General features: G+C 74.6%; 20 protein-coding genes. 13 read left to right on the top strand and 7 right to left on the bottom strand.

From position 1 onward, the window contains the following. Window positions 1-126 precede the first annotated feature (126 nt). The 6 genes from Q1A09_RS17155 (at window position 127) to Q1A09_RS17180 (ending at window position 5,119) form a co-directional block, all read left to right on the top strand. Window positions 127-1,566 carry an MFS transporter gene (locus Q1A09_RS17155; RefSeq protein WP_299957560.1) on the top strand — a complete coding sequence of 480 codons (1,440 nt, stop codon included), beginning with the start codon at window positions 127-129 and terminating at the stop codon, window positions 1,564-1,566. A gap of 121 nt (window positions 1,567-1,687) precedes the next feature. Further along, complete coding sequence (locus Q1A09_RS17160; RefSeq protein WP_299957562.1) at window positions 1,688-2,485, top strand: hypothetical protein; 798 nt, start codon at window positions 1,688-1,690, stop codon at window positions 2,483-2,485. Between the two features lie 115 nt (window positions 2,486-2,600). Next, window positions 2,601-3,098, top strand: coding sequence for a SigE family RNA polymerase sigma factor (locus Q1A09_RS17165; protein ID WP_299957564.1), 498 nt, complete (start codon window positions 2,601-2,603; stop codon window positions 3,096-3,098). After that, window positions 3,095-4,567: a hypothetical protein gene (locus Q1A09_RS17170; protein WP_299957567.1), complete on the top strand. Its 1,473-nt coding sequence runs from the start codon at window positions 3,095-3,097 to the stop codon at window positions 4,565-4,567. Before Q1A09_RS17165 ends, Q1A09_RS17170 begins: the two co-directional genes overlap by 4 nt. 1 nt (window position 4,568) lies before the next feature. Further along, complete coding sequence (locus Q1A09_RS17175) at window positions 4,569-4,712, top strand: hypothetical protein (protein WP_299957570.1); 144 nt, start codon at window positions 4,569-4,571, stop codon at window positions 4,710-4,712. Then, window positions 4,709-5,119, top strand: a complete 411-nt coding sequence (locus Q1A09_RS17180) for a hypothetical protein (protein ID WP_299957573.1) — start codon at window positions 4,709-4,711, stop codon at window positions 5,117-5,119. The genes Q1A09_RS17175 and Q1A09_RS17180 overlap by 4 nt, the downstream gene beginning before the upstream one ends. A gap of 21 nt (window positions 5,120-5,140) precedes the next feature. Here Q1A09_RS17180 and Q1A09_RS17185 read toward each other — a convergent pair whose 3' ends face one another. After that, window positions 5,141-5,956 (bottom strand): AraC family transcriptional regulator, encoded by an 816-nt coding sequence (locus Q1A09_RS17185; RefSeq protein ID WP_299957577.1) that lies wholly within the window; start codon window positions 5,954-5,956, stop codon window positions 5,141-5,143. Between the two features lie 56 nt (window positions 5,957-6,012). Between Q1A09_RS17185 and Q1A09_RS17190 the strand changes: the two genes are divergently transcribed. After that, complete coding sequence (locus Q1A09_RS17190) at window positions 6,013-6,450, top strand: DUF2000 domain-containing protein (RefSeq protein ID WP_299957979.1); 438 nt, start codon at window positions 6,013-6,015, stop codon at window positions 6,448-6,450. On the opposite strand, the gene Q1A09_RS17195 is transcribed toward Q1A09_RS17190, so the two are convergent. Genes Q1A09_RS17195 through Q1A09_RS17205 form a run of 3 tightly spaced genes read right to left on the bottom strand, consistent with a single transcriptional unit; the run spans window position 6,447 to window position 11,970 of the window. After that, window positions 6,447-6,860, bottom strand: coding sequence for a Rieske (2Fe-2S) protein (locus Q1A09_RS17195; protein ID WP_299957580.1), 414 nt, complete (start codon window positions 6,858-6,860; stop codon window positions 6,447-6,449). The two genes, Q1A09_RS17190 and Q1A09_RS17195, sit on opposite strands and share 4 nt — an antisense overlap. Beyond that, window positions 6,857-9,397 (bottom strand): nitrite reductase large subunit NirB, encoded by a 2,541-nt coding sequence (gene nirB / locus Q1A09_RS17200; protein ID WP_299957583.1) that lies wholly within the window; start codon window positions 9,395-9,397, stop codon window positions 6,857-6,859. The genes Q1A09_RS17195 and nirB overlap by 4 nt, the downstream gene beginning before the upstream one ends. Further along, complete coding sequence (locus Q1A09_RS17205; RefSeq protein WP_299957584.1) at window positions 9,397-11,970, bottom strand: molybdopterin oxidoreductase family protein; 2,574 nt, start codon at window positions 11,968-11,970, stop codon at window positions 9,397-9,399. The genes nirB and Q1A09_RS17205 overlap by 1 nt, the downstream gene beginning before the upstream one ends. A 264-nt stretch (window positions 11,971-12,234) precedes the next feature. On the opposite strand from Q1A09_RS17205, the gene Q1A09_RS17210 reads away from it, so the two are divergent. Beyond that, entirely contained in the window at window positions 12,235-12,384 is a 150-nt protein-coding gene (locus tag Q1A09_RS17210; RefSeq protein WP_299957586.1) for a hypothetical protein, read from the top strand. Here the strand turns inward: Q1A09_RS17210 and Q1A09_RS17215 are convergent. Continuing rightward, on the bottom strand, window positions 12,381-12,752 hold the full coding sequence (locus tag Q1A09_RS17215; protein WP_299957588.1) for a hypothetical protein: 372 nt from the start codon (window positions 12,750-12,752) through the stop codon (window positions 12,381-12,383). The genes Q1A09_RS17210 and Q1A09_RS17215 overlap by 4 nt on opposite strands. Window positions 12,753-12,784: 32 nt before the next feature. Then, a complete protein-coding gene (gene arfB / locus Q1A09_RS17220; protein WP_299957591.1) occupies window positions 12,785-13,222 on the bottom strand; it encodes an alternative ribosome rescue aminoacyl-tRNA hydrolase ArfB in 438 nt (145 codons plus the stop codon). Window positions 13,223-13,293: 71 nt separating this feature from the next. Between arfB and Q1A09_RS17225 the strand changes: the two genes are divergently transcribed. From Q1A09_RS17225 to mmuM, 3 genes are all read left to right on the top strand, one after another. After that, a complete protein-coding gene (locus Q1A09_RS17225; RefSeq protein ID WP_299957595.1) occupies window positions 13,294-13,917 on the top strand; it encodes a hypothetical protein in 624 nt (207 codons plus the stop codon). 120 nt (window positions 13,918-14,037) lie between these two features. Continuing rightward, on the top strand, window positions 14,038-14,823 hold the full coding sequence (locus Q1A09_RS17230; protein ID WP_299957598.1) for a hypothetical protein: 786 nt from the start codon (window positions 14,038-14,040) through the stop codon (window positions 14,821-14,823). Between the two features lie 19 nt (window positions 14,824-14,842). Beyond that, on the top strand, window positions 14,843-15,739 hold the full coding sequence (gene mmuM / locus Q1A09_RS17235; protein WP_299957601.1) for a homocysteine S-methyltransferase: 897 nt from the start codon (window positions 14,843-14,845) through the stop codon (window positions 15,737-15,739). 103 nt (window positions 15,740-15,842) lie between these two features. Here mmuM and Q1A09_RS17240 read toward each other — a convergent pair whose 3' ends face one another. After that, a complete protein-coding gene (locus Q1A09_RS17240; RefSeq protein WP_299957604.1) occupies window positions 15,843-16,700 on the bottom strand; it encodes an SDR family oxidoreductase in 858 nt (285 codons plus the stop codon). Window positions 16,701-17,148: 448 nt separating this feature from the next. Here Q1A09_RS17240 and Q1A09_RS17245 point away from each other — a divergent pair, with 448 nt between their 5' ends. Further along, complete coding sequence (locus Q1A09_RS17245; protein ID WP_299957607.1) at window positions 17,149-19,770, top strand: RNA helicase; 2,622 nt, start codon at window positions 17,149-17,151, stop codon at window positions 19,768-19,770. A gap of 168 nt (window positions 19,771-19,938) precedes the next feature. Beyond that, window positions 19,939-21,423 (top strand): HNH endonuclease signature motif containing protein, encoded by a 1,485-nt coding sequence (locus tag Q1A09_RS17250; RefSeq protein ID WP_299957609.1) that lies wholly within the window; start codon window positions 19,939-19,941, stop codon window positions 21,421-21,423. The last annotated feature ends 171 nt before the right edge of the window (window positions 21,424-21,594 follow it).

Below are 21,594 nucleotides of genomic sequence, written 5' to 3' on the forward strand. Positions count from 1 at the left end.
ACCGGTCATCCGGCCGCGCCCGGACGGAAACGGCCGCTACCTAGCGTCGTCCTCGGCCGCACCGGTCGGCGGGCCACCCGCCACCCGGTTCGGCGACCACCGGCGCTGCAACCAGGGGATGACGCGATGACCGACACCCAGCTCGACCGTGACGGCGTCGCCGTCACGCCAGCACCTCCGGCCGGGAGCGGCCCGGTGGCCCGGGTCGGCGGCCGTTGGATCGACCACTACGACCCGGAGGACCCGGCGTTCTGGGCCTCCCCGCAGGGCAGGCCGGTCGCCCGGCGGAACCTGGTCTGGTCGGTGTTCGCGGAGAACATCGGCTTCAGCGTCTGGCAGCTGTTCAGCGTCTCCACCGCGGTGCTGGCCTCGATCGGGTACGGCTTCAGCAGCAACCAGCTGTTCTGGCTGGTCGCCACGGCCGGCCTGGTCGGGGCGATCATGCGGGTGCCCTACACGTTCATGCCAGCGCTGTTCGGCGGGCGCAACTGGACGGTGGTCAGCGCTGCCCTGCTGCTGGTGCCGGTCGCCCTGCTGGTGGTCGCCGCCACCACCGGCCAGCCCTACTGGTTCTGGGTGCTCACCGCCATCACCTGCGGGTTCGGCGGCGGCAACTTCGCCTCCTCGATGGCCAACATCTCCTTCTTCTACCCGGACAAGGAGAAGGGCTTCGCCCTCGGGCTGAACGCCGCCGGCGGCAACATCGGGGTGGCGATCATCCAGCTGGTCGGCCCGCTCGCCGCCGGCGCAGGAGCGCTCGCCCTCGTCGGCGGGGTCACCGGCACCACCGAGGACGGCGCCGAGCGGTACGTGCAGAACGTGGCGCTGATCTGGGTGCCGTTCATCCTGCTGGCGATGGCCGGTGCCTGGTTCGGCATGCACAACCTGTCCGGCGCCCGGGCCAACGTGGGCGCGCAGGCGACGATCGCCCGGCGCAAGCAGACCTGGATCATGTCCTTCCTGTACATCGGCGCCTTCGGCTCGTTCATCGGCTTCTCCGGCGCCTTCCCGCTGGTGCTGGCCAACGAGTTCGCGGCGAACACGTACCAGTACGCCTTCCTCGGGCCGCTGGTCGGCTCGCTGACCCGGCCGCTGGGCGGGTTGCTCGCCGACCGGGTGGGCGGCGCGCGAGTGACCGTGGTGACCTTCATCGGCCAGGCCCTGGCCATCGGCGTCTCCATCGCGTTCGTGAACGCCGGGAGCTTCGCCGGTTTCCTGCTCAGCTTCCTGGTGCTGTTCGGGATCGTGGGCATGACCAACGGCTCGACCTACCGGATGATCCCGATCATCTACCGTGCCGAGGCAGCCGCCGGTGCCCGCGACGAGACCCCGGCGCAGACGATGTACCGGGCCCGGCGGGACACCGCGGCCGCGGTGGGCCTCATCTCCGCCGTCGGCGCCCTCGGCGCGGTGTTCATCCCGCGGATCATCTCGGAGTCCTACAGCGCGACCGGTGGGGTCGGAACGGCGCTGGGTGCCTTCTGCGCCTTCTACGTCGCCTGCGTGGCCGTCACCTGGTTCGTCTACCTGCGCCGCGGCACGCTGATGCAGCAGGCCGGGGTCTGAACCCACCGCGAAGGACGCCGGGACGACGCCACGTCGTCCCGGCGTCCCCGTCCTGCCCCGCTGTGGTGAGGGGCCTGGGTCGCCAGGTGCGTCACCGGCCGCGCCGGGCCATGATCACCGCGTGAGGGACTCCGTGGGCAACGAGCGCGCACCCGGCCGGGACCTGGTCGAGACCGGCGAGCTGGTCGCCGGGTCGATGAGCCGCGCCGTCGCCGGGCTGCTCTTCGCCCCCGAGGACAGCCCGCTGCGGCTGGACGAGCGGATCGCCTCCTGCCTGCGCGATGCCGCCACCTCCGCCGCCGAGCTGCCGCTGACCTGGGAGCGCGCCCGGGCCGGCGCCGTCCTGGCGTTCGTCGCCGAGCTGTCGGTCACCCGCTCCGCCCAGGACCGCGCGGTCCGCAGCGACGGCTTCTTCAGCGTGAGCACCGCCTCCCGGTCCGCGGCCGAGCGGCTGGTCGAGGACGTCGTCCAGGCCGCCCGGCAGACCACCGAGGAGCGCCGGGTGCGGCACCTGGGCTACCTGGTGGCCGAGGTCGTCGTCTCCCCCGACGTCGACGTCGCCCTCGCGTCCCGAGCCCTGCAGCTGGCCGAGTCGTGCAGCTGGCGGCAGCTGGTGTTCCTGGCCGCCGTCGGCCGGCGGGACCGGACCCCGCTGCCGGTGGGCGCGGTGGAGGACGAGCCGCGCAGCTGGCGCGCCTGGGGTGCCCGCGAGGACCTCACCGACCTGCAGCAGGCCGGTCTGCTCGACCCGCCGCCGGTTCCCGCCCGGCCCGGCGCGGTGCGGCCGAAGCTGCGCCCGGCCGACCTGCGGCTGACCCGCCGCGGCGTGCTGGTGCACCGGTTGCTGGCGCTGGACTTCGTCCGCGAGGACGACGTCACCGCCGCGCTCGCCGACCTGGATCTCCCACCCGCCGCCTGAAGGCCCCTCCCGCAGTGAGGGGCCGGATCGTGATCGGTTCGTGACCGCCGCTGTGGGTCCGCCGGCCGTCCCACCGCGTGTATGAGGTGACGGACGGCGAGAGGGGACCCAGGGCGTGGACGGGACGGGCTTCGAGGACTTCGTGTCCCGGGAACAGCCTGCCCTGCTGCGGCTGGCCGTCCTGCTCGCCGGTGACCGCGGACATGCGGAGGACCTGGTGCAGACCGCCCTGCTGAAGAGCTACCGGCACTGGGGCCGGATCACCCGCTCCGGCGAGCCGACGGCCTACGTCCGCCGGGTGCTGGTGACCACGCACACCAGCTGGCGGCGCCGGCTGTCGACCACCGAGCAGGTCGTGGAGACCCTGCCCGACCGGGCCGCGCCGTCGGCCCTGGAGGACGACGAGGAGCTGCGGACCGCGCTGCGCGCCCTGCCCCCGCGCATGCGCACCGCCGTCGTGCTGCGCTACTACGCCGACCTCTCCGAGCAGCAGACCGCCGACGCGATGGGCTGCTCCGCCAGCACCGTGAACACCCAGACCGCCCGCGGGCTCCAGCGGCTGCGCGCCGCGCTCACCCCGGCGGAGCTGGCCGGCGTCGAGGAGGGGGCGTGATGGACGACGCGGACCTGCAGGCCCGGCTGACCCGGCTGGCCGAGCACACCGCTCCCCCGCCGCGGGACGGGCTGGCCGACGTGGTCGTGGCCCGGCACCGCAGCCGGCGCCGGCAGACCCTCGGGACGGTGGCCGTGACGGCGGCGGTGGCCGGGCTCGTCGTCCTGACGACCACGACGCTGGACGGCCCGTCGGTCACGCCGGCCACCGCGGTCGGCGCGGACGCGGCCGGCCCGGAGTCGGCGGTCGCGGCGGCCGACGTGCTCGCCGGCCCGCCCCGCGGGTCGCTGGCCGGGGACACGGCGTTCGTCGAGGCCGTGCGGCAGCTGCCCTGGACCGAGGCCGACGACCCGAACCGGCCCACGGCGATGACCGAGCCGTCCCTGGACAGCCGGCGGGTGGTCTTCGTCGGCGACGTGGCCGGTGGCCGCTGGGCGCTGCTGGTCGCCGAGGACACGATGGGCTCCGAGCCGGCCGACCCCGCCTCCGGTCTGGCCGCCGCCTGGTTCACCGGCCCGGCCGGTGCCGCACCCGACCAGCTGCAGCCGGCCAGCCTGATCGGCGGGGTGGACCTCAGCACCCCGGTGACGCTGTCGGACGCGGCGACCGGCGCGCTGGTGGTCCTCGCCGCACCGGGTGACCAGATCGAGGTGTCGGAGCGGCCGGAGGTGGCCGCCGACGGCACGGTGAGCCGCTCGTTCGCACCGGTCGACGCACCGGCCGGGGTGGCGGTGCTGGCGCTCGGGCCGGCCGCGGGCACCTATGACGAGGCGCTGCGCTACCGGGTGTCCCGGGACGGCGTGGAGCTGGTCACCGCCATGCCCACCGGGTTCCGCTCGGATTCGACCTGGCCCACCCCCGACGTGCCCGTCGAGTGGCTGCGCGGCGAGCCGGGCTCCGCGGGCGCCCGGTCGGTGCTGTCCGGCGCGGTCGACCACGTCCTGCAGATCACCGGGCTGCCGGCCGAGGAGATCGACGTCGCCGTGGTCTGGGCCGGTGACGTCCCCGCGGTGACCGGCCCGCCCGGCCGGCTGCAGCTGCTGGCCGCCACCCTGCCGTCGGGGGCGGTCTACCTGGAGGCGCTGCTCAGCCAGGAGATGGGCGAACAGCGGACGACCGGGAGCACCTGGTGCGGCACCGACCTCCGCCCGGCCGGCACGCCGCTGACCGAGCAGCTGTTCCTCCTCGACTGCCCGGGCTCTTCCGGCGGTGGGTCCGAGCTGGGAGACCACGTGGCGCTGATCGGCCCGACCGCTGCCGCCAGCGCGTGGCTGCTGGACGGGTCCGGCGAGCGTGCCGTCGAGGTCCCGCTGACCGACGGTGCCGCGGTGGTACCGGCACCGGCGGACCCGGCGACCGACGTGGCCGCAGCGGAGTTCCTGGCAGCGGACGGCACGTCGCTGGGACGCACCGAGCCGGTGGGGTACGACGGCCTGGAGTCGATCAGCGCCACGGCCGGCTGGGACTGACGTGACGAGCCCCGAGCCCGCCTCGGTCATCGCCGCGCGGCAACTGGCCGAGGAGGCCCGGGCCCGCGGGGCGGCGCCCCGCCGCCGTCGTCCACCCCCGCTGCGCCCGCTCGACCGGCTCCCCGCGGCGGTCAGCGCGCCGTGAGGGGGCTGGTCGGCTTCGTCCTCGGTCTGGTCGCGATCGTGCTGGTAGCCAGCCGGCTCGGCGGCGAGGCGGCCTGCCCGGCGATCGGCTGGTCCAGCGCCCTGACCGTCGAGGTCGGCCCCGGCTGGCCGGCGGCGCAGGCGGTCCGGGTCGACTGCTCCTCCCCCTGCGGGCTCCTCCTCAGCTCCCCGGCCGACGAACCCGACACGATCACCGTGCCGCTCGCCGGCGGCAGCGCGACCGTCACGTTCGTCACGGGCTCGCCGGACTCGGTGACCGCCACGGTGCTCGCCGCCGACGGCGCGGTGCTCACCGTGGCCGACCTCGACGTGGAGTGGGTGCGGGTGGGTGGCTCCCGCGAGTGCGGCGGCCCCGGCGAGGCGCACGCGACGGTGCCGGCCCCGTGACCCGGCGGTCACCCCGGACCGTCAGACCGCCAGGTGGGCCGCCGACCGCGCCACTGCCGACCGGGCGTAGGCCGCGGGCGTCGTCCCGATCAGCCGGCGGACGTGCCGGGTGAGGTGCGCCTGGTCGTAGAAGCCGACCGTCGTGGCCACCTCCGCCGGCGGCGCGCCGGCCAGCAGCAGCCGGCGGGCCCGGTCGACCCGCCGCCCGGTCAGGTAGCGGTGCGGCGGCAGCCCGTACCGGCGGGTGAACGCCCGCACCAGGTGGGTGGGGTGCACCCCGAAGTCCGCCGCCGTCGCCTCCAGGGACACGCCCTCGGTGAGCCGGGCGTCCAGCAGGTCACGCAGCCGGTCGGCCAGCCGGTCGTCGCGGACGACGGTCACCGGGACGACGGCGCGGTCCAGGTGCTGCCGGAGCCGCTCCAGCACGAACGCCAGCCGGCTCTCCGCCGCCAGCCCCTCGGTGCGCGGTGCGAGCGCGGCGTGCAGCTGGGAGATCCGCGCCCGCAGCACCGGGTCGGCGAACGCCGGGGAGTCGACGGCGTGGCCCACCCGGTCGGTGCCCAGCGTCTCCGGCTCGAGGTAGAGCACCCGCTTGCGGAAGCCCCCAGGGAACTGCGACCGCCCGTCGTGCGGCACCCCGGGCGGGAGCAGGGTCACCGCCGTCGGGGAGGCGCCGTGGGCGTGCCGGTCGAGGTCGTAGCGGACCGCGCCGTCGTCGACGAGCAGCAGCGTCCACGCGTCGTGGGTGTGCGCCGGGTAGACGTGGTCGGTGAAGTGCGCGTGGAACACCTCGGTCAGCCCCGGGACGTCCGGGCGCCACGCCACCACCTCGGTCACGTCAGGAACGTACAAGCCAGGGTCCGGTCCCCGACGCGATGCTGCCGGACGTGGAGATGCTGCCCGTCGTGGAGGAACCGGGCCCGCCGTGGCCCACGAAGATCGCCGTCCTGCTGCGGGAGGGGCTGCTGCCCTGGCAGGAGCTCAACGTGACCGCCTTCCTCTCCAGCGCGATCGCCGCCGCAGTCCCGGAGCTGATCGGCCGGCCCTACGAGGACGCCGACGGGACGGCGTACCTGGCGATGTTCCGCCAGCCCGTGCTGGTGCTCACCGGCTCCGCCGACCTGCTGCCCCGGGCGCGGGCGAAGGCGCTGGAGCGCGGGCTGCCCACCTCGGTGTTCACCGCCGACCTGTTCGCCACCGGCGGGGACGCCGAGAACCGGGCGGCCGTCCGCGCGGTGACCGGCGCGGACCTGGACCTGGTCGGCCTCGCCCTGCACGGGCCGAAGAACGCCGTCGACAAGGTCCTCAAGGGCGCCCGCATGCACCCCTAGACGGTGACCACCAGGGCGCCGTCAGCCTCGTGCACCGGGTAGATGCGGACGGGTGCGTTGCCGCCGCTGGTCGGGGCGCCGTCGCTCCACCGGTAGGCGTACAGGTGCAGCGGGCAGACCAGCACCCGGGGGTCGGTCTGCCCGTCGGCCAGCGGTCCCCCGGCGTGCGGGCAGGCCGCCTGGGTGGCGTGCAGCGACCCGTCCCGCAGCCGGAAGACGGCGACCTGGGTGTTGCCGGCCACGAAGGCCCGCCCCTCCCCCAGTGGCACGTCGTCCACCCGGCCGACGACGTGCGCGGTGCCCGAGGGTGCCTCCACGGTGCCGGGAGCCGTCGTCCCCGCGGCCGGCGTCCCGGTCTCCGTCCCCGGGGTGGTCGGCGCCTGCGGTGCGTCCGAGTGGGTGACGCTCATCGGACCGGCACCTTCGGCAGCGCGACCAGCGGCAGCGCCGGGCGGAACTGGCCCGGGGTGGCCGGTTCGGCGCGGTCCTGCGCCCACGGGTCGGTGTAGGCGTCGATCGAGCGCTGGATGCCCTCGTCGAGCTCAGCCACGATCCCCTCGCCGTCCTCCAGCAGCACGCGCTGGAGGTGCGGCAGCCCCACCCGGGGCACGAAGTCGTAGGTGCGCTCCAGCCAGTTGGCGTTCTCCCGGTAGTACTGCAGGAACCGGCCGGTCAGCTGCATCACCTCGGCCGGTGAGCCGACGGTGGCCAGCAGGTCGCCCTTGCGCACGCTCGCCCCGGCGGCGCCGCCGACGTACACCTCCCACTTGCCGTTGCCGACCGCCACCACACCGACGTCCTTCACGTAGGCCTCGGCGCAGTTCCGCGGGCAGCCGACCACGGCCATCTTGATCTTCGCCGGGCTCTCGATGCCCTGGAACCGGGTCTCCAGGTCGATGCCCAGCTGGGTGGAGTCGCCCAGGCCGAAGCGGCAGAAGTCGCTGCCCACGCAGGTCTTCACCGTGCGCATGCTCTTGCCGTAGGCGTAGCCCGAGGGCATGCCGAGGTCGGCCCACATCGCGGGCAGGTCCTCCTTGCGGACGCCGAGCAGGTCGATCCGCTGCCCGCCGGTGACCTTGATCATCGGGACCTCGTACTTCTCCGCGACGTCGGCGATCTTCCGCAGCTGGGCCGCCGTCGTCACCCCGCCCTTCATCTGCGGGACGACGGAGAAGGTGCCGTCGCGCTGGATGTTCGCGTGCACCCGGTCGTTGATGAACTTGGCGTCGTTCTCCTGTTCGTAGTCGCTGCCCCAGACCATCCGTAGCAGCGAGGTCAGGCCCATCTTCGACTTCGCGTCCTCCTCGCCGCCGGGGGCGAGCGCGGCGAACACCGCGGGGACGCTGCGCAACTGCTGCTCGCGGATCGCGGCGATCAGCGCCGGCTTGGCCAGCGGGATGCCCGGCACGTACCAGCTCGCCGACGGGTCCTCGACGACGTCACCGCCGGCGGCCCACTCCACGATCTGCTGCACCAGGCCCTTGCAGGAGCCGCAGCCCTTGCCGGCGCGGGTGGCGTCCATGACCCCGCCGACGCTGGCGCACCCACCGGCGACGGTGTCGCAGATGGCCTGCTTGGTGACGCCGTTGCAGTTGCACACCTGCGACTCACCGGGCAGCTCGGCCACGCCCACCTCGGCCGCGCCGTCGGAGAGGTCGACCAGCAGCCGGATCCGCTCCTCGGGCAGCGGGGTGCCGCGGTCGAAGGCCTGGGTGAGGAAGGCGACCTTGCGGGTGTCGCCGAGCAGCGTCGCGCCGATGAGCACGTCGTCCCGGATCACCACCGACAGGTGCACCCCGCGGCGCGGTTCGGAGATGACCAGGAACTCGTCGGCGTCCCGCTCGGGCCGGTTCACGCCCATGGTGGCGACGTCGACCCCGGCCACCTTGAGCTTCGTGGCGGTGCGCGAGCCGTGGTACTCGGCGTCCGGGTCGGTGCCGGTGAGCACGTCGGCGAGCACCCGCGCCTGCTCCCACACCGGGGCGACCAGGCCGTAGAGCTCGCCCCGGTGCTGGGCGCACTCCCCGACCGCGTAGACGTCGGGGTCGTCGGTGCGCAGCTGGTCGTCGACGACGATGCCGCGCTCGACCTCGATGCCGCTCATCAGCGCGACCTCGGTGACCGGCCGGATGCCGGCGGCGAGCACCAGCAGGTCGGCGTCGATCGCCCGGCCGTCGGCGAGCACCACCCCGCGCACCCGGTCGGGGCCGATCACCTCGCTGGTGCGGGTGGCCAGGTGCACGGTGATGCCCAGCGCCTCGACGCTCTGCTTGAGGATCGCGCCGCCGTCGGGGTCCAGCTGCTGGTTCATCAGGTGGGTGCCGGCGTGCACCACCTCGACGGCCAGGCCGTGGCCCTGCAACGCCCGGGCGGCCTCGAGCCCGAGCAGCCCGCCGCCGACGACGACCGCCTTCTCGTGCTCGCCCGCCGCGGCGAGCATCGCCCGGGTGTCGTCGATGGTGCGAAAACCGAGGACCCCGGGCAGCAGCGCCTCGTCGGCGGTGCGCAGGCCCGCCATCGGCGGCACGAACGAGCGGCTGCCGGTGGCGATGACCAGCTGGTCGTAGCCGGTGGCCGTCCCGTCGGTGGCGTAGACCAGCTTGGCGTGGGTGTCGATCCGCTCGACCCGGACGCCGGCGCGCAGCGTGATCCCGTTGTCGGCGTACCAGTCGTGGCTGTTGAGCACGATGTCGTCCTCGTGCTCCTCGCCGGCGAGCACGTGGGACAGCATGATCCGGTTGTAGTTGCCGTGCGGCTCCTCGCCGAACACGGTGATCGCGAACTGCTCGCCGCCGCCGCGCTCCAGCACCTCCTCGACCAGCCGGGCGCCGGCCATGCCGTTGCCGACCACCACGAGACGCTGCCGCGGGTCGACCCCGTCGGCGTCGGACAGCGCGAAGTGCAGCGAGGTCATCCCCTCCGGGCGGCCACCCAGGACGGCCCCCATCAGACCTCCACCAGGCCCAGATCGACGACGACGTCGCCGGTCACGCCCTCCGGCGCGGCCACGTGCAGCTCGACCACGGTGCCGCCGTCGAGGTCCTCGACCACCCGCAGCGGCACGTGCACGTCGCCCTTGGCGCCGATCGGGAACCAGCGCATCGGCTGCCCGTCACGCACCAGCAGCAGGTAGACCAGCTCGGCGGTGGAGTTGCCGCCGCGGAAGTACAGCGCCTGGGCGGTTTTGCCCTGCGGCACCTCGTAGCGGAGCGCGGGGTCGAGCGGGCCGGGCTTGGCCAGCCCCTCGCCGCTGATCGGGTAGACGCCTTGCAGGAAGCGCGGGCTGCTCTTCACTCGGGTGGTCCTCCTCCGGGACGGGGCGTGCGGCGTGGGGGACGTCGGGTTCTGGTGGGCCAGCGGCTGCGGCTGGCCGGCCGGGTCGGGTGCGTCGATCAGCTCCTCGGGCCCGCCGACCCGGGAGACGGCCACCGCGCAGACCTTGAAGGCGGGCATCCGGCTGGTGGGGTCCAGCGCCGGGTCGGTGAGGGCGTTGGCCGAGGAGGCGCCACCCCAGTGGAAGGGCGCGAAGACGACGTCGGGGCGGACGGCGTCGGTGACCGTGGCGTGGAACCGGGCCCGCCCGCGCCGGGTGGTCAGCTCCACGACGTCGTCGGGCGCGATGCCGAGCCGGCGGGCCAGGTCGGGGTGCAGCTCGGCCCGCGCGGTGGGGGCGATCAGCTGCAGGCTCCGCGAGCGCCGGGTCTGGGTGCCCGACTGGTACTGCGCCAGCACCCTGCCGGTGGTGAGCACGTAGGGGTACGTGGCGTCGGGCTCCTCGTGGGCCGGCACCTGCTCGACCCGGGTGAACCGGGCCCGCCCGTCGGGGGTCGCGAAGCGCTCGGTGAACAGCCGCGGAGTGCCCGGGTGGTCGGGGTGCGGGACCGGCCAGAACAGGCCCTGCTCGGCGTCGATCCGGTCGTAGGTGAGGCCGGAGTAGTCCGCGGGGCCGCCGGCGCTGGCCCGGCCGAGCTCGGTGAAGACCGTCCCGGCGTCGCCGCTGAAGCCGGCCGCCCCGAGCCGTCCGGCCAGCTCGGCGAGGAGCTGCAGGTCATCGCGCACCTCACCGGGCGGCGGCAGCGCCCGGCGCCGGCGGATCACCCGGCCCTCCAGGTTCGTCATCGTGCCCTCCTCCTCCGCCCACATGGCGCTGGGCAGCACCACGTCGGCGAGCTCGGCGGTCTCGGAGAGGAAGAAGTCGCTGACGACGAGGAAGTCCAGGTCGCGCAGCCGGCTGATCACCCGGCGGGCGTCCGGGGCGGAGACGGCGACGTTGGAAGCCATCACCAGCAGGGTGCGCACCCCGCCCTCGGTGCCGAGGGAGTCGAGCAGCTCGAAGGCGCTGCGGCCGGGCCCGGGGAGGTCGTCGGGCTCGACGCCCCAGACGGCGGCGACGTGCTGACGGGCCGCGGGGTCGGTGATCTTGCGGTAGCCGGGGAGCTGGTCGGCCTTCTGCCCGTGCTCCCGCCCACCCTGGCCGTTGCCCTGCCCGGTGACGGTGCCCCAGCCGCTGCCCGGGCGGCCGGGCAGACCGAGGGCGAGGGCCAGGTTGATCCAGGCGGTCACGGTGTCGGTGCCGTGCCGGTGCTGCTCGGCGCCGCGCGCGGTGAGCACGATCGACCGCCGGCCGCGGGCGAGGGCGAAGACGATCTGCCGCTGCTGCTGCACCGGCACCCCGGTGAGCCGCTCGACGCGGTCGGGCCAGTACCCGGCGGCGCCGGCCCGGACCTCGGCGAACCCGGTGGTGCGGGCGGCCACGTAGGCCTCGTCGACCAGCCCCTCGGCCAGCGCGATGTGCAGCAGGCCGTTGGCCAGCGCCAGGTCGGTGCCGGGCAGCGGCTGGACGTGCAGGTCCGCGTTCTTCGCGGTGTTCGTGCGGCGGGGGTCGACGACGATGTGCTCGGCGCCGGCGGCGCGCCCGGCGTCGAAGTACTGCATCGCCGGGGGCATGGTGTCGGCCGGGTTGCTGCCGACGAGGACGACGACGTCGGCCGCGGCGAGGTCGCTGAGCGGGAACGGCAGGCCGCGGTCCAGGCCGAACGCGCGCACCGCGGCACCGGCCGCCGACGACATGCAGAACCGGCCGTTGTAGTCGATCGCGCTGGTGCGCAGCGCCACCCGGGCGAACTTGCCGAACTGGTAGGCCTGCTCGTTGGTGAGGCCGCCCCCGCCGAAGCAGCCGACGGCGTCCCGGCCGTGCTCGGCCTGCGTGCGGCGGACAGCGGCGACCACCCGGTCCAGCGCGGTGTCCCAGGTCGTCTCCACCAGCGGGCTGGTGCGGTCGGCGGGGTCGGCGCGGACGAGCGGGCGGGTGAGCCGCTCGGGGTGGTCGAGCAGCTCGGCGGCCGACCAGCCCTTGGAGCACAGGCCGCCGCGGTTGACCGGGAAGTCGGCCGGCACCAGCGTCGCGGGCCGGTCGCCGGCGGTCATGGTGATCCCGCACTGCAGCGAGCAGTACGGGCAGTGCGTCTCGGTGGTGCGCGTGCCGACGCCCGGGCTGGGCAACGAGACGGCGGCGGACACATCCCGAGCCTGCGGGCACGCCGTTTCCCGGCGGCTGCGCTCAGGTCAAGGTCGCGTTCCGTCGGCCGCACACCCGGCCGCCGACGGCGGTGCGCTGCTCCCGCAGCCCCACCCCGCGGCTCGAGTCCGCCGAGTGACAGCTGAGCGGGCTCTCCCGGCCCGGGAAGCCCGCTGGGCTGCCACTCGGCGCCCCCGGGTCGGGGGTTCCCGCTGGCCGTGTGACGACGCTGGCGCACGGCCCGGCCGACGGGCAGTCTCACCGCCGTGGACGAGCAGACCGAGCAGCGGCTGATGGCGGCGGCGACCGACGAGATGCGGGTGCCGTTCTGGGTGGTGCTGGCCGGGGTGGGCGTCGGCGCCTTCTGGTCACTGATGGGCGTGCTGGTCGGCACCCGCGTGGCACGCCGGCACTAGCGAGCCCGACGGGCGTGCCGCCATGCGGCCGGGGCCCACGCCAGTGCGGCCACCGCCAGCCCGGTGATCACCGCCTGACCGACCCGCCCGACCGTGATCCCGGCCGAGGTGTCGACGACGTGGTTGGCCCACCCGTTGGCCGCCGCGTCGGTGACCAGCACGGCGACCGCCAGCACCACCCCGCTGCGCCGGGCCCGGGCCAGCAGCACGGCGGCCACCGGGTCGAACACGGTCAGCGAGACGAAGTACAGCCGCAGCCACCCGGGCTGACCCTCGTAGACCGCCGTCCCGGCGGCCATCAGGTGGACGACGTGGACGACCGAGCCGAAGACGAGCAGCACGACCCCGGCGACCGCCCCGGCGCGCACCGCCCACGGTGCCCCGGACCAGACGCGGGGACTCAGTCCCACCGGCCGCGCAGGCGCTTGGTCTCCCCGCGCTGCTTCTTGGCCGTGATCCGCCGCTCCTTGGAGCCACGGGTGGGCTTGGTCTTCCGCCGGGCCGGCGGCGGCGGGGCCAACGCCGCGCGCAGCACCGCGGCCAGGCGCTCGCGGGCGGCCTCCCGGTTGCGCAGCTGCGCCCGGTGGTCGCTGGCCGCGACGGTCAGCACCCCGTCGACCAGCCGCGCCCCGAGCCGGTCGGCCAGCCGCGCCCGGTGCGCGTCGGTCAGCCCCGGCAGCTCCAGGGGCGACACCGACAGCTCCACCCGGGAGTCCGCGGTGTTCACGCCCTGCCCACCGGGCCCCGACGACCGGGAGAACCGCCACGACAGCGCCCCGACCGGGACGACCAGTCGGTCGCTCACCGGCAGGTCACCGAACGCGTCGTCCCCGGGCACCGGCACAGTCTCCCGGATCGCCCCGGCGTCGACGACCGACTTCCGCCCGCCGCCGTGGCACGCTGCCCGCCATGACCGATCGCGAGCCGGGATCGTCCGGTCCCGGCTCCACCGTGCTGGCTGCCGTCGTGGTCCTGCTGACGGTGCTGGCGGTGCTCGTCGCCAGCCGGGAGTGGCCGGCACCGCAGCGGACCACCTCGGGCTGGCAGGTCACCGACGCCCCGCCGTCGCTGCTCAGCCTCCTGGTCGTCGCGGCCCTGGTGTGCCTGGCCGTCGCCGCCGCGCTGGCGCGACCGCACCGGCTCGGCGTCGCGGTCGCCGTCACCTGGTGGGCGCTCGCCGTCGTCTCGGTCCTGGCGCTGGTCTGGAACGACCTGTACCTCGCCGCGCTCGGTGACGAGGGCCCGGTCATCCCGGTGTTCAACTGGGCGTTCACCTTCCTGCCGACACTGCTGGTGGGGCTGGTCGCCCGCCGCCGGGGCCCGGTGGCCCACCGGCAGGCCACGCTGGGCCTGGCGCTGGTCGTGCTCCCGCTGTTCGCGCTGGGCCGGCCGCTGGCCGGCAGCGACCACGACCTGAGCACGGTCACCGACGGGCTGTACACCGCCGCGCTGTTCGGCGCCGTGCCGTTCGCGATCGCCTGGGCGCTCACCCGCGCGACGCGCACCCGGGGCACGGCGCCGTCCCCCGCCTGAGCACCCGGCGTCCCCGCACCGGGTGAACGCCGGGCCCCGCCAGGAGCACCACGTCGCCCGGTGCGGTGAACGGCACCGGTTCACCTCGCCGAACCGGTCACTGCGTGTGACGCTCGGGGAGTGACACAGGACGCCTCCACCCGGCTGCACCTGGTGACCGACAACCACGTCGCGCCGGTCGAGCCGGCCGGCGCCGAGCCGCTGGGTCAGCGCCGGGTCGACGGCGTACCGGCGGACGGGTCGGTGATGGCCGACCTGCTGCGCCGCGCCGAGGAGCTCGACGCCCGGGTCGCCGCGGAGACGACCTCCCGTTCGCTCCGGCCGGCCGGCACGGTCGCCGTCGGCGCCGGGCTCACCGTCCTGCTGGTGCTGCTGGCCCGCCAGCCGTGGCAGCTGCCGGGCCGGGACGCCGGTGGCGTCACCGACGTGCCGCAGTCGCTGGTCACCTTCCTGCTGATGTGCACCCTGCTGTGCGTCTGGGCCGCCGGCCGGCTGACCCGCCCCGCGCAGCTGCTCGGCTCCGCGGGCGCGCAGCTGTGGTGGGCCCTGCTGGCCGGCGCCGCGCTGGTCACCGTGGCCGCCGACCTGTCGCTGGCGTCCTTCGCCGGCACCGGCCAGCGCCCCACGGACACACTGCTCCGCTGCCTGGTGCCGATCGTCCCGGCCGTGCTGGCCGGCGCGCTGGCGTCCCGGGCCGGGCGGTCCGCCCGGGTCCGCCTGGCGCTGGGCACCGGCCTGGTGACCGTGCCGCTGGCCGCGGTCGGCTGGGCGCTGCTCTCCTCCTCCGCTCGCACCACGGCCGGCGTCGCCGACGTGCTGGCCATGACCGGCGTCGCGGCCGCCGCACCGCTGGCCATCGCGGTGGCGTTCGTGGCCGCCGACCGGCGGGGGCGCTCCGCGCGCTGACCCGGAGGACCATCGGGCGATGACCACCCTCGCCGCGGCGCTGGCCGCGGGGCCCGTCGTCCTCGACGGTGGGCTGTCCACCGAACTGGAGTCCCGCGGGCACGACGTCACCTCCGCGCTCTGGTCGGCGCGGCTGCTGCGCGACGACCCGGCTGCGGTCGTCGCCGCGCACACCGCCTTCGCCGCCGCCGGGGCCCAGGTCCTCACCACCGCGAGCTACCAGGCGACGTTCCCCGGCTTCGCCGCCGCGGGCATCGACGCCGCCGAGGCCCGCTCGCTGATGGCCCGGTCGGTGCGGCTGGCCCGCGAGGGGCTGGCCGGGCACGACGGCTGGGTCGCGGGCTCCGTCGGCCCCTACGGCGCGTTCCTGGCCGACGGGTCGGAGTACACCGGCGACTACGTGGAGAGCATGTCCGTGGACGAGCTGCGGGCGTTCCACCGGTCGCGGCTGGCCGTGCTGGCCGAGGCCGGCGCCGACGTGCTGGCCTGCGAGACGCTGCCGGCGGCCGCGGAGGTCGAGGCGCTGCTGACCGAGCTCGACGACCTCGGCGTCCCGGCCTGGCTCTCCCTCACCGCGGTCACCGGAGCGGACGGCGTCGCACGCACCCGGCGCGGAGAGCGGCTGGACGACGTCTGCGCGATGGCCCGCGACGTCGACGCGGTGCTCGCGGTGGGCGTCAACTGCACCGACCCGGCGGGCGTCCCGGCCGCGGTCACCGCGGCCGCGGCGTCCCAGCTGCCCGCGGTGGCCTATCCCAACAGCGGTGAGGTCTGGGACGCAGCCACGCGCTCGTGGACCGGCCGTCCCGGGGTGGGCGACGTCGGCGGCTGGCTGGCGGCCGGCGCCCGGCTGGTGGGCGGCTGCTGCCGGGTGCGGCCCGCGGACGTGGCCGCGATCGCCTCCGCCGTCCGGTAGCGCCCGCTCGGTGCGGTCGTCGCCACGGCGGCCGACGGCTGGGTGCCGGGCGACCCCGTCCCGCTGCTCGGCCCGGGAGCGGGCAGCGGGACGGGCAGCGTCGTCAGAGGATCGGGCGCCCGCCGGTGACCGCGACCCGGGCACCGGAGACGTAGCTGGCCTCGTCGCTGGCCAGCAGCACGTAGACCGGGGCCAGCTCGGCCGGCTGTGCGGGGCGGCCCAGCGGGGTGTTGCCCCCGAAGCTGGCCACCTTCTCCGCCGGCATGGTCGAGGGGATCAGCGGCGTCCAGACCGGCCCGGGCGCGACGCTGTTGACCCGGATGCCCTTCTCCCCCAGCAGCTGGGCCATGCTCGCGCTGAAGTTGGCGATGCCGGCCTTCGTCATGGCGTAGGGCGCCAGGGTGGGGCTGGGGTTGTCGGAGTTCACCGACGAGGAGTTGACGATCGCCGCGCCCGGCTGCATGTGCGGCACGGCGTCCCTGATGAGGGTGAACATGGCGGTCAGGTTCAGCGCGAGGGTGTGGTCCCACTCGTCGTCGCTGATCTCGTCGAGGGACTCGTGGCTCATCTGGAACGCGGCGTTGTTGACCAGGACGTCGATCCCGCCGAGCTCCTCGAGGGCCTTCGGGACGACCGTCTTGGCATGCGACCGGTCGGCGAGGTCGCCGGGCACGAGCACGCACTTCCGGCCGGCGTCCTCGACGTACTTCGCGGTCTCGCGGGCGTCCTCGTGCTCGTCCAGATAGGCGATCAGCACGTCGGCGCCCTCGCGGGCGAAGGCGATCGCGACCGCGCGGCCGATGCCGCTGTCGCCTCCGGTGATCACGGCACGCTTGCCGGTCAGCTTCCCGGAGCCGCGGTAGCTCTCCTCGCCGTGGTCGGGCTTGGGGTCCAGCTCACCGAGCGTCCCGGGCGGGGTCTGCTGCTGCTCGGGCTGGGACTCGGAGCGGGGCGACGACACGGTGGTACCTCCTGCGTGGTCCGGCCGCGGCACACCCAGCGCTCTGCTCACGCAACCGGTGGCGTCCTGCGCACCGGTCCGGTGCCGCGTCGCCTCCGGCTACCCGGGCGTCACGGCGCTGAACCCGAACCGCTCAGGCAGCCCGGGAGGTCACGCCGGCGCGGGCGCCGGGCAGGCTCACCACGGACGCACCGGGGTTCTCCCAGCGCATCTCCATCCGACGACGGCCGGCGCCGTCGACCACCGACACCCAGCGGCACTCAGGGCACTCTGTACGCATGTTCCATCCACCTCTCGTTCACCTTCTGTTCACCTAGTCTCCCCCATCGGGCCACTCGACACCTGGCTGGACACTCCGTGACCGGATCGTGACCTGGACGTCGCTGCGGTTCCGCGCGCGGGCGTCGGCGTGGGAACGTCTCAGACGTCAGGCACGCTGTCGCTCACGATGACGCTCTCTCCTGCCGGTACCGACACCACTCCGGCCGACTCCCCCGCTGCCGCGCTGCCCGCCCCCGGCGTCCGCTCGCTGATCGGCGACCCGGACGACCTCACCGAGCTGCAGTCGCTCGCCGGTGACCCCGACGCACTGTTCGCCCACTTCGCGGAGTGGGCCGGCGAGAGCGGCACCGTGCTCTACCCGGCGCAGGAGGAGGCGCTGATCGAGCTGGTCAGCGGCGCCAACGTCGTCCTGGCCACGCCCACCGGCTCGGGCAAGTCGCTGGTGGCGACCGGCGCGCAGTACGCGGCGCTGGCCAACGACCAGGTGAGCTTCTACACCGCGCCGATCAAGGCGCTGGTCAGCGAGAAGTTCTTCGCCCTGTGCGGGGTGTTCGGCGCGCAGAACGTCGGCATGCTGACCGGTGACGCCTCGGTCAACGCCGACGCCCCGATCATCGCCTGCACCGCCGAGGTGCTGGCCAACATCGCGCTGCGCGAGGGCGGTGCCGCTGACATCGGCCTCGTCGTGATGGACGAGTTCCACTTCTACGGCGACCCCGACCGCGGCTGGGCCTGGCAGGTGCCGCTGATCGAGCTGCCGAAGGCCCAGTTCCTGCTGATGTCGGCGACGCTGGGCGACGTCACCGCGCTGCGGGAGGACCTCACCCGGCGCACCGGCCGGCCCACCGCGCTGGTCGCCAACGCCGAGCGGCCGGTGCCACTGCACCACTACTACGCCACCACGCCGATGCACGAGACGATCCAGGAGCTGCTGGACACCAGGCAGGCACCGGTCTACGTCGTCCACTTCACCCAGGCCTCGGCGCTGGAGCGCGCGCAGGCGCTGATGAGCGTGAACGTCTCCACCAAGGAGGAGAAGGCCGCGATCGCCGACATGATCGGCGGCTTCCGGTTCTCCTCCGCCTTCGGGACGACGCTGTCCCGGCTGGTCCGGCACGGCATCGGCGTGCACCACGCCGGGATGCTGCCCAAGTACCGGCGGCTGGTGGAGCAGCTGGCCCAGGCCGGGCTGCTCAAGGTCATCTGCGGCACCGACACCCTGGGCGTCGGGATCAACGTGCCGATCCGCACCGTGGTGTTCTCCGCGCTGAGCAAGTACGACGGCACCCGGATGCGGCTGCTCAGCGTCCGGGAGTTCCACCAGATCGCCGGCCGGGCGGGGCGCGCGGGCTACGACACCGCCGGCACCGTCGTCGTCCAGGCGCCCGAGCACGAGGTGGAGAACCTCAAGCAGTTCGCCAAGGTCGCCGACGACCCGAAGAAGCGCCGCAAGCTCGTGCGCCGCAAGGTGCCCGAGGGCATGGTGCCGTGGAGCGAGTCCACCCAGCAGCGCCTGATCAGCGCCGACCCCGAGCCGCTGACCAGCCACTTCCGGGTCTCCACCGGCATGGTGCTCAACGTGCTGGCCCGGCCCGGTGACCCGGTGGCGGCGATGCGGCACCTGCTCACCGACAACCACGAGCCCCGCCCCCGGCAGCTGCGGCACATCCGGGAGGTGATCGGGATCGCCCGGTCGCTGATCACCGCCGGCGTCATCGAGCGGCTCGACGTCCCCGAGCCCGACGGACGGCGCTACCGGCTGACCCTGGACCTGCCGCCGGACTTCCAGCTCAACCAGCCGCTGTCGACCTTCGCGCTGGCCGCCATCGGGCTGCTCACCCCCGGCCCGGACGCCGAGGGCAACGACACCTACGCCCTGGACGTCGTCTCGGTCATCGAGGCGACGCTGGACGACCCGCGCCAGATCATCGCCGCGCAGCTGAACAAGGCCAAGGGCGAGGCCGTGGCGCAGATGAAGGCCGAGGGGATCGAGTACGAGGAGCGGATGGAGCTGCTCGAGGAGATCACCTACCCCAAGCCGCTGGAGGAGCTGCTCGACCACGCGTTCGAGGTCTACTCCGCCGGCAACCCGTGGGCCCGCGACGCGCAGCTGTCCCCCAAGTCCGTGGTGCGGGACATGTGGGAGCAGGCGATGACCTTCCGCGAGCTGGTCAACCACTACGGGCTGACCCGCTCCGAGGGCGCGGTGCTGCGCTACCTGTCCGATGCGTTCAAGGCGTTGCGCTCCGGCGTGCCCACCGAGGCCCGCACCGAGGAGGTCACCGACATCGTCGAGTGGCTCGGTGAGCTGGTGCGCCAGGTCGACTCCTCGCTGCTGGACGAGTGGGAGCAGCTGACCAGCCCGGACCAGCCGCTGGACGCGCCGGTGAGCGTGCCGGCCCGCCCCCGCCCGCTCACCGGCAACGAGCGGGCCTTCACCGCGATGATCCGCAACGCGCTGTTCCGCCGGGTCGAGCTCATCGCCCGGCGCCGCTGGTACGACCTCGGCGAGCTGGACTCCGCCGCGGGCTGGGACGCCGACCGCTGGGGCGAGGTGGTGCAGGCCTACTTCGCCGAGCACGCCGAGCTGGGCACCGGCGCCGACGCCCGCGGCCCGGCGCTGCTCATCGTGGACAAGAGCGACCCGCGGCTGTGGCGGGTCCGGCAGATCCTCGACGACCCGGCCGGGGACCACGACTGGGGCTTCGACGCCGAGGTCGACCTCGACGCCTCCGACGAGGAGGGCGCGCTCGTCCTGCGCCTCCTCGACGCCGGCCGCCGCGACTGACGTCCGGCCCGTCCTGCGTCCCTCCGCTGGTCCGCGGTCGGGGTTCCCGGGCGAGGCGGGCCGAAGCAGGTGACCGTGGCCAGGACGGTCGGTGTCCCCCGGAGGCCGCGTCTTCGCAGGGGCGTCGGACGGCCCGGAACTGTCGTACCCCGCCCGTAGGTTCCGGGCATGACGACGACCGCGGTGCCGCCCGGCCCGCACGGTGGCGTCATCGACATCGTCTGGGTCGGCGCACAGCACACCGCCCCGGATCACGCTGCCTGGTCGGATGAGCGGCTGGCCACCGGCCTGCGGAGCGTTCAGCGGCGGCGGGCGAGGCTCGCTGCGGAAGAGGCCGACCTGATCCTCGGTATGGCCGGTCACCGTCCCGCCAACGACGACCCACCGGTCGACTCCCCCGGGACCTCCCGACCGGGCTGGACCAGCGACGCAGGTGACGGGGAGATCAGCGAGTTCTTCGTCGGCGAGCTCTCGGCAGTGCTGAACCTCGGGCGTGGCACCGCCGCGGTGAAGCTGCGCCGGGCGTTGATCTGGGCCCAGAAACTGCCGGCCACCTTCGCGGCCCTGAGGGCCGGTGACCTCGACGAGCGCCGCGCCCAGCAGCTGGCCGACACCCTCGCCCACACCAACCCGACCGTCGCCGGCCAGATCGAGGACCAGCTTCTCGCCGAAGCCCGCGACCTGTCAGTCGCCCGGCTGGACAAGCGCGCCACCGAGCTGATGCTGCAGCTGGACGCCGCCGCGGCCGAAGAACGGCGGTCGGAGGCAGAGAAGACCACCGATGTGCGGGTGTACCCCTCCCCGACCGACGGCCGGTCCACCCTGGCCGCGGACCTGTCCACCGACGAGGCCGTGGAGTGCCACGACCTGGTCGACCAGCTCGCGACGATGCTCAAGGCCGACGGAGACCCCCGCCCCATCGGCGCCCTGCGCGCCCACGTCCTCTCGGCGTTGATCCGCCGCCCCGCCGACTCCGGGCTGCCTGAGGTGGCCGCGAACCTGACGATCACCGCCGACCTGAGCGCACTGGAAGGCACCAGCAGCACCACCGGTGAGGTCAACGGCCTGGCGATCACCGCCGCCCACCTGCGCGACCTCCTGGCCCGCGTGGGCGCCCTCGGCCTCACCACCCCCGACGGCGGCACGCTCAGCTACGCCCTCGCCGGCCCCGACGGGCAGCTCCTGGCCACCGTGACCCCCGCCGAGCTCGCCCGCCTCGCTCGCCGCGGCTGCCCGGACCACCCTGGTGCCGCGTGCGACTGCCCGGTGCTGGGGCCACCACCACCGACCAGCGCCTACACACCCACCGCCCGACAACGGGCCTTCGTCACCACCCGCGACCGGCGCTGCCGGTTCCCCAACTGCGGCCAACGCGTCGGCTTCACCGACCTCGACCACGTCACCGCCCACGCCTGCGGCGGGGTCACCGACTGCACCAACCTCTGCTGCCTCTGCCGCTCCCACCACCGGCTCAAGACCTTCGCCCCCGGCTGGCGCTTCCACCTCGACGGCGACGGCACCCTCCACGTCACCACCCCGTCCGGGGTCACCCGCACCACCCGCCCACCCGGTCTCCGGCGGCCACCTCCGGAGCCCGCGGGACCGCTGATCCCAGAGCCACTGCCTCCGGACGACCAACCGCCGCCGTTCTAGCCATGGTCTCGGTCCCGCCGACCTTCTCGGGACCGGCCTGTCAGGACGGACCTCGTCGGTCCGACTCGTGCACGCCCAGGAAGGCCTCCGGCCGACGGGACGGTCACCTGCTCAGGGCGGTCACCTCCCAGGACCGTGACCCACCCAGGACCCTGACCCGCCCAGGACCGT

The organism is uncultured Modestobacter sp. (assembly GCF_947486615.1).
Classification (GTDB): domain Bacteria; phylum Actinomycetota; class Actinomycetes; order Mycobacteriales; family Geodermatophilaceae; genus Modestobacter.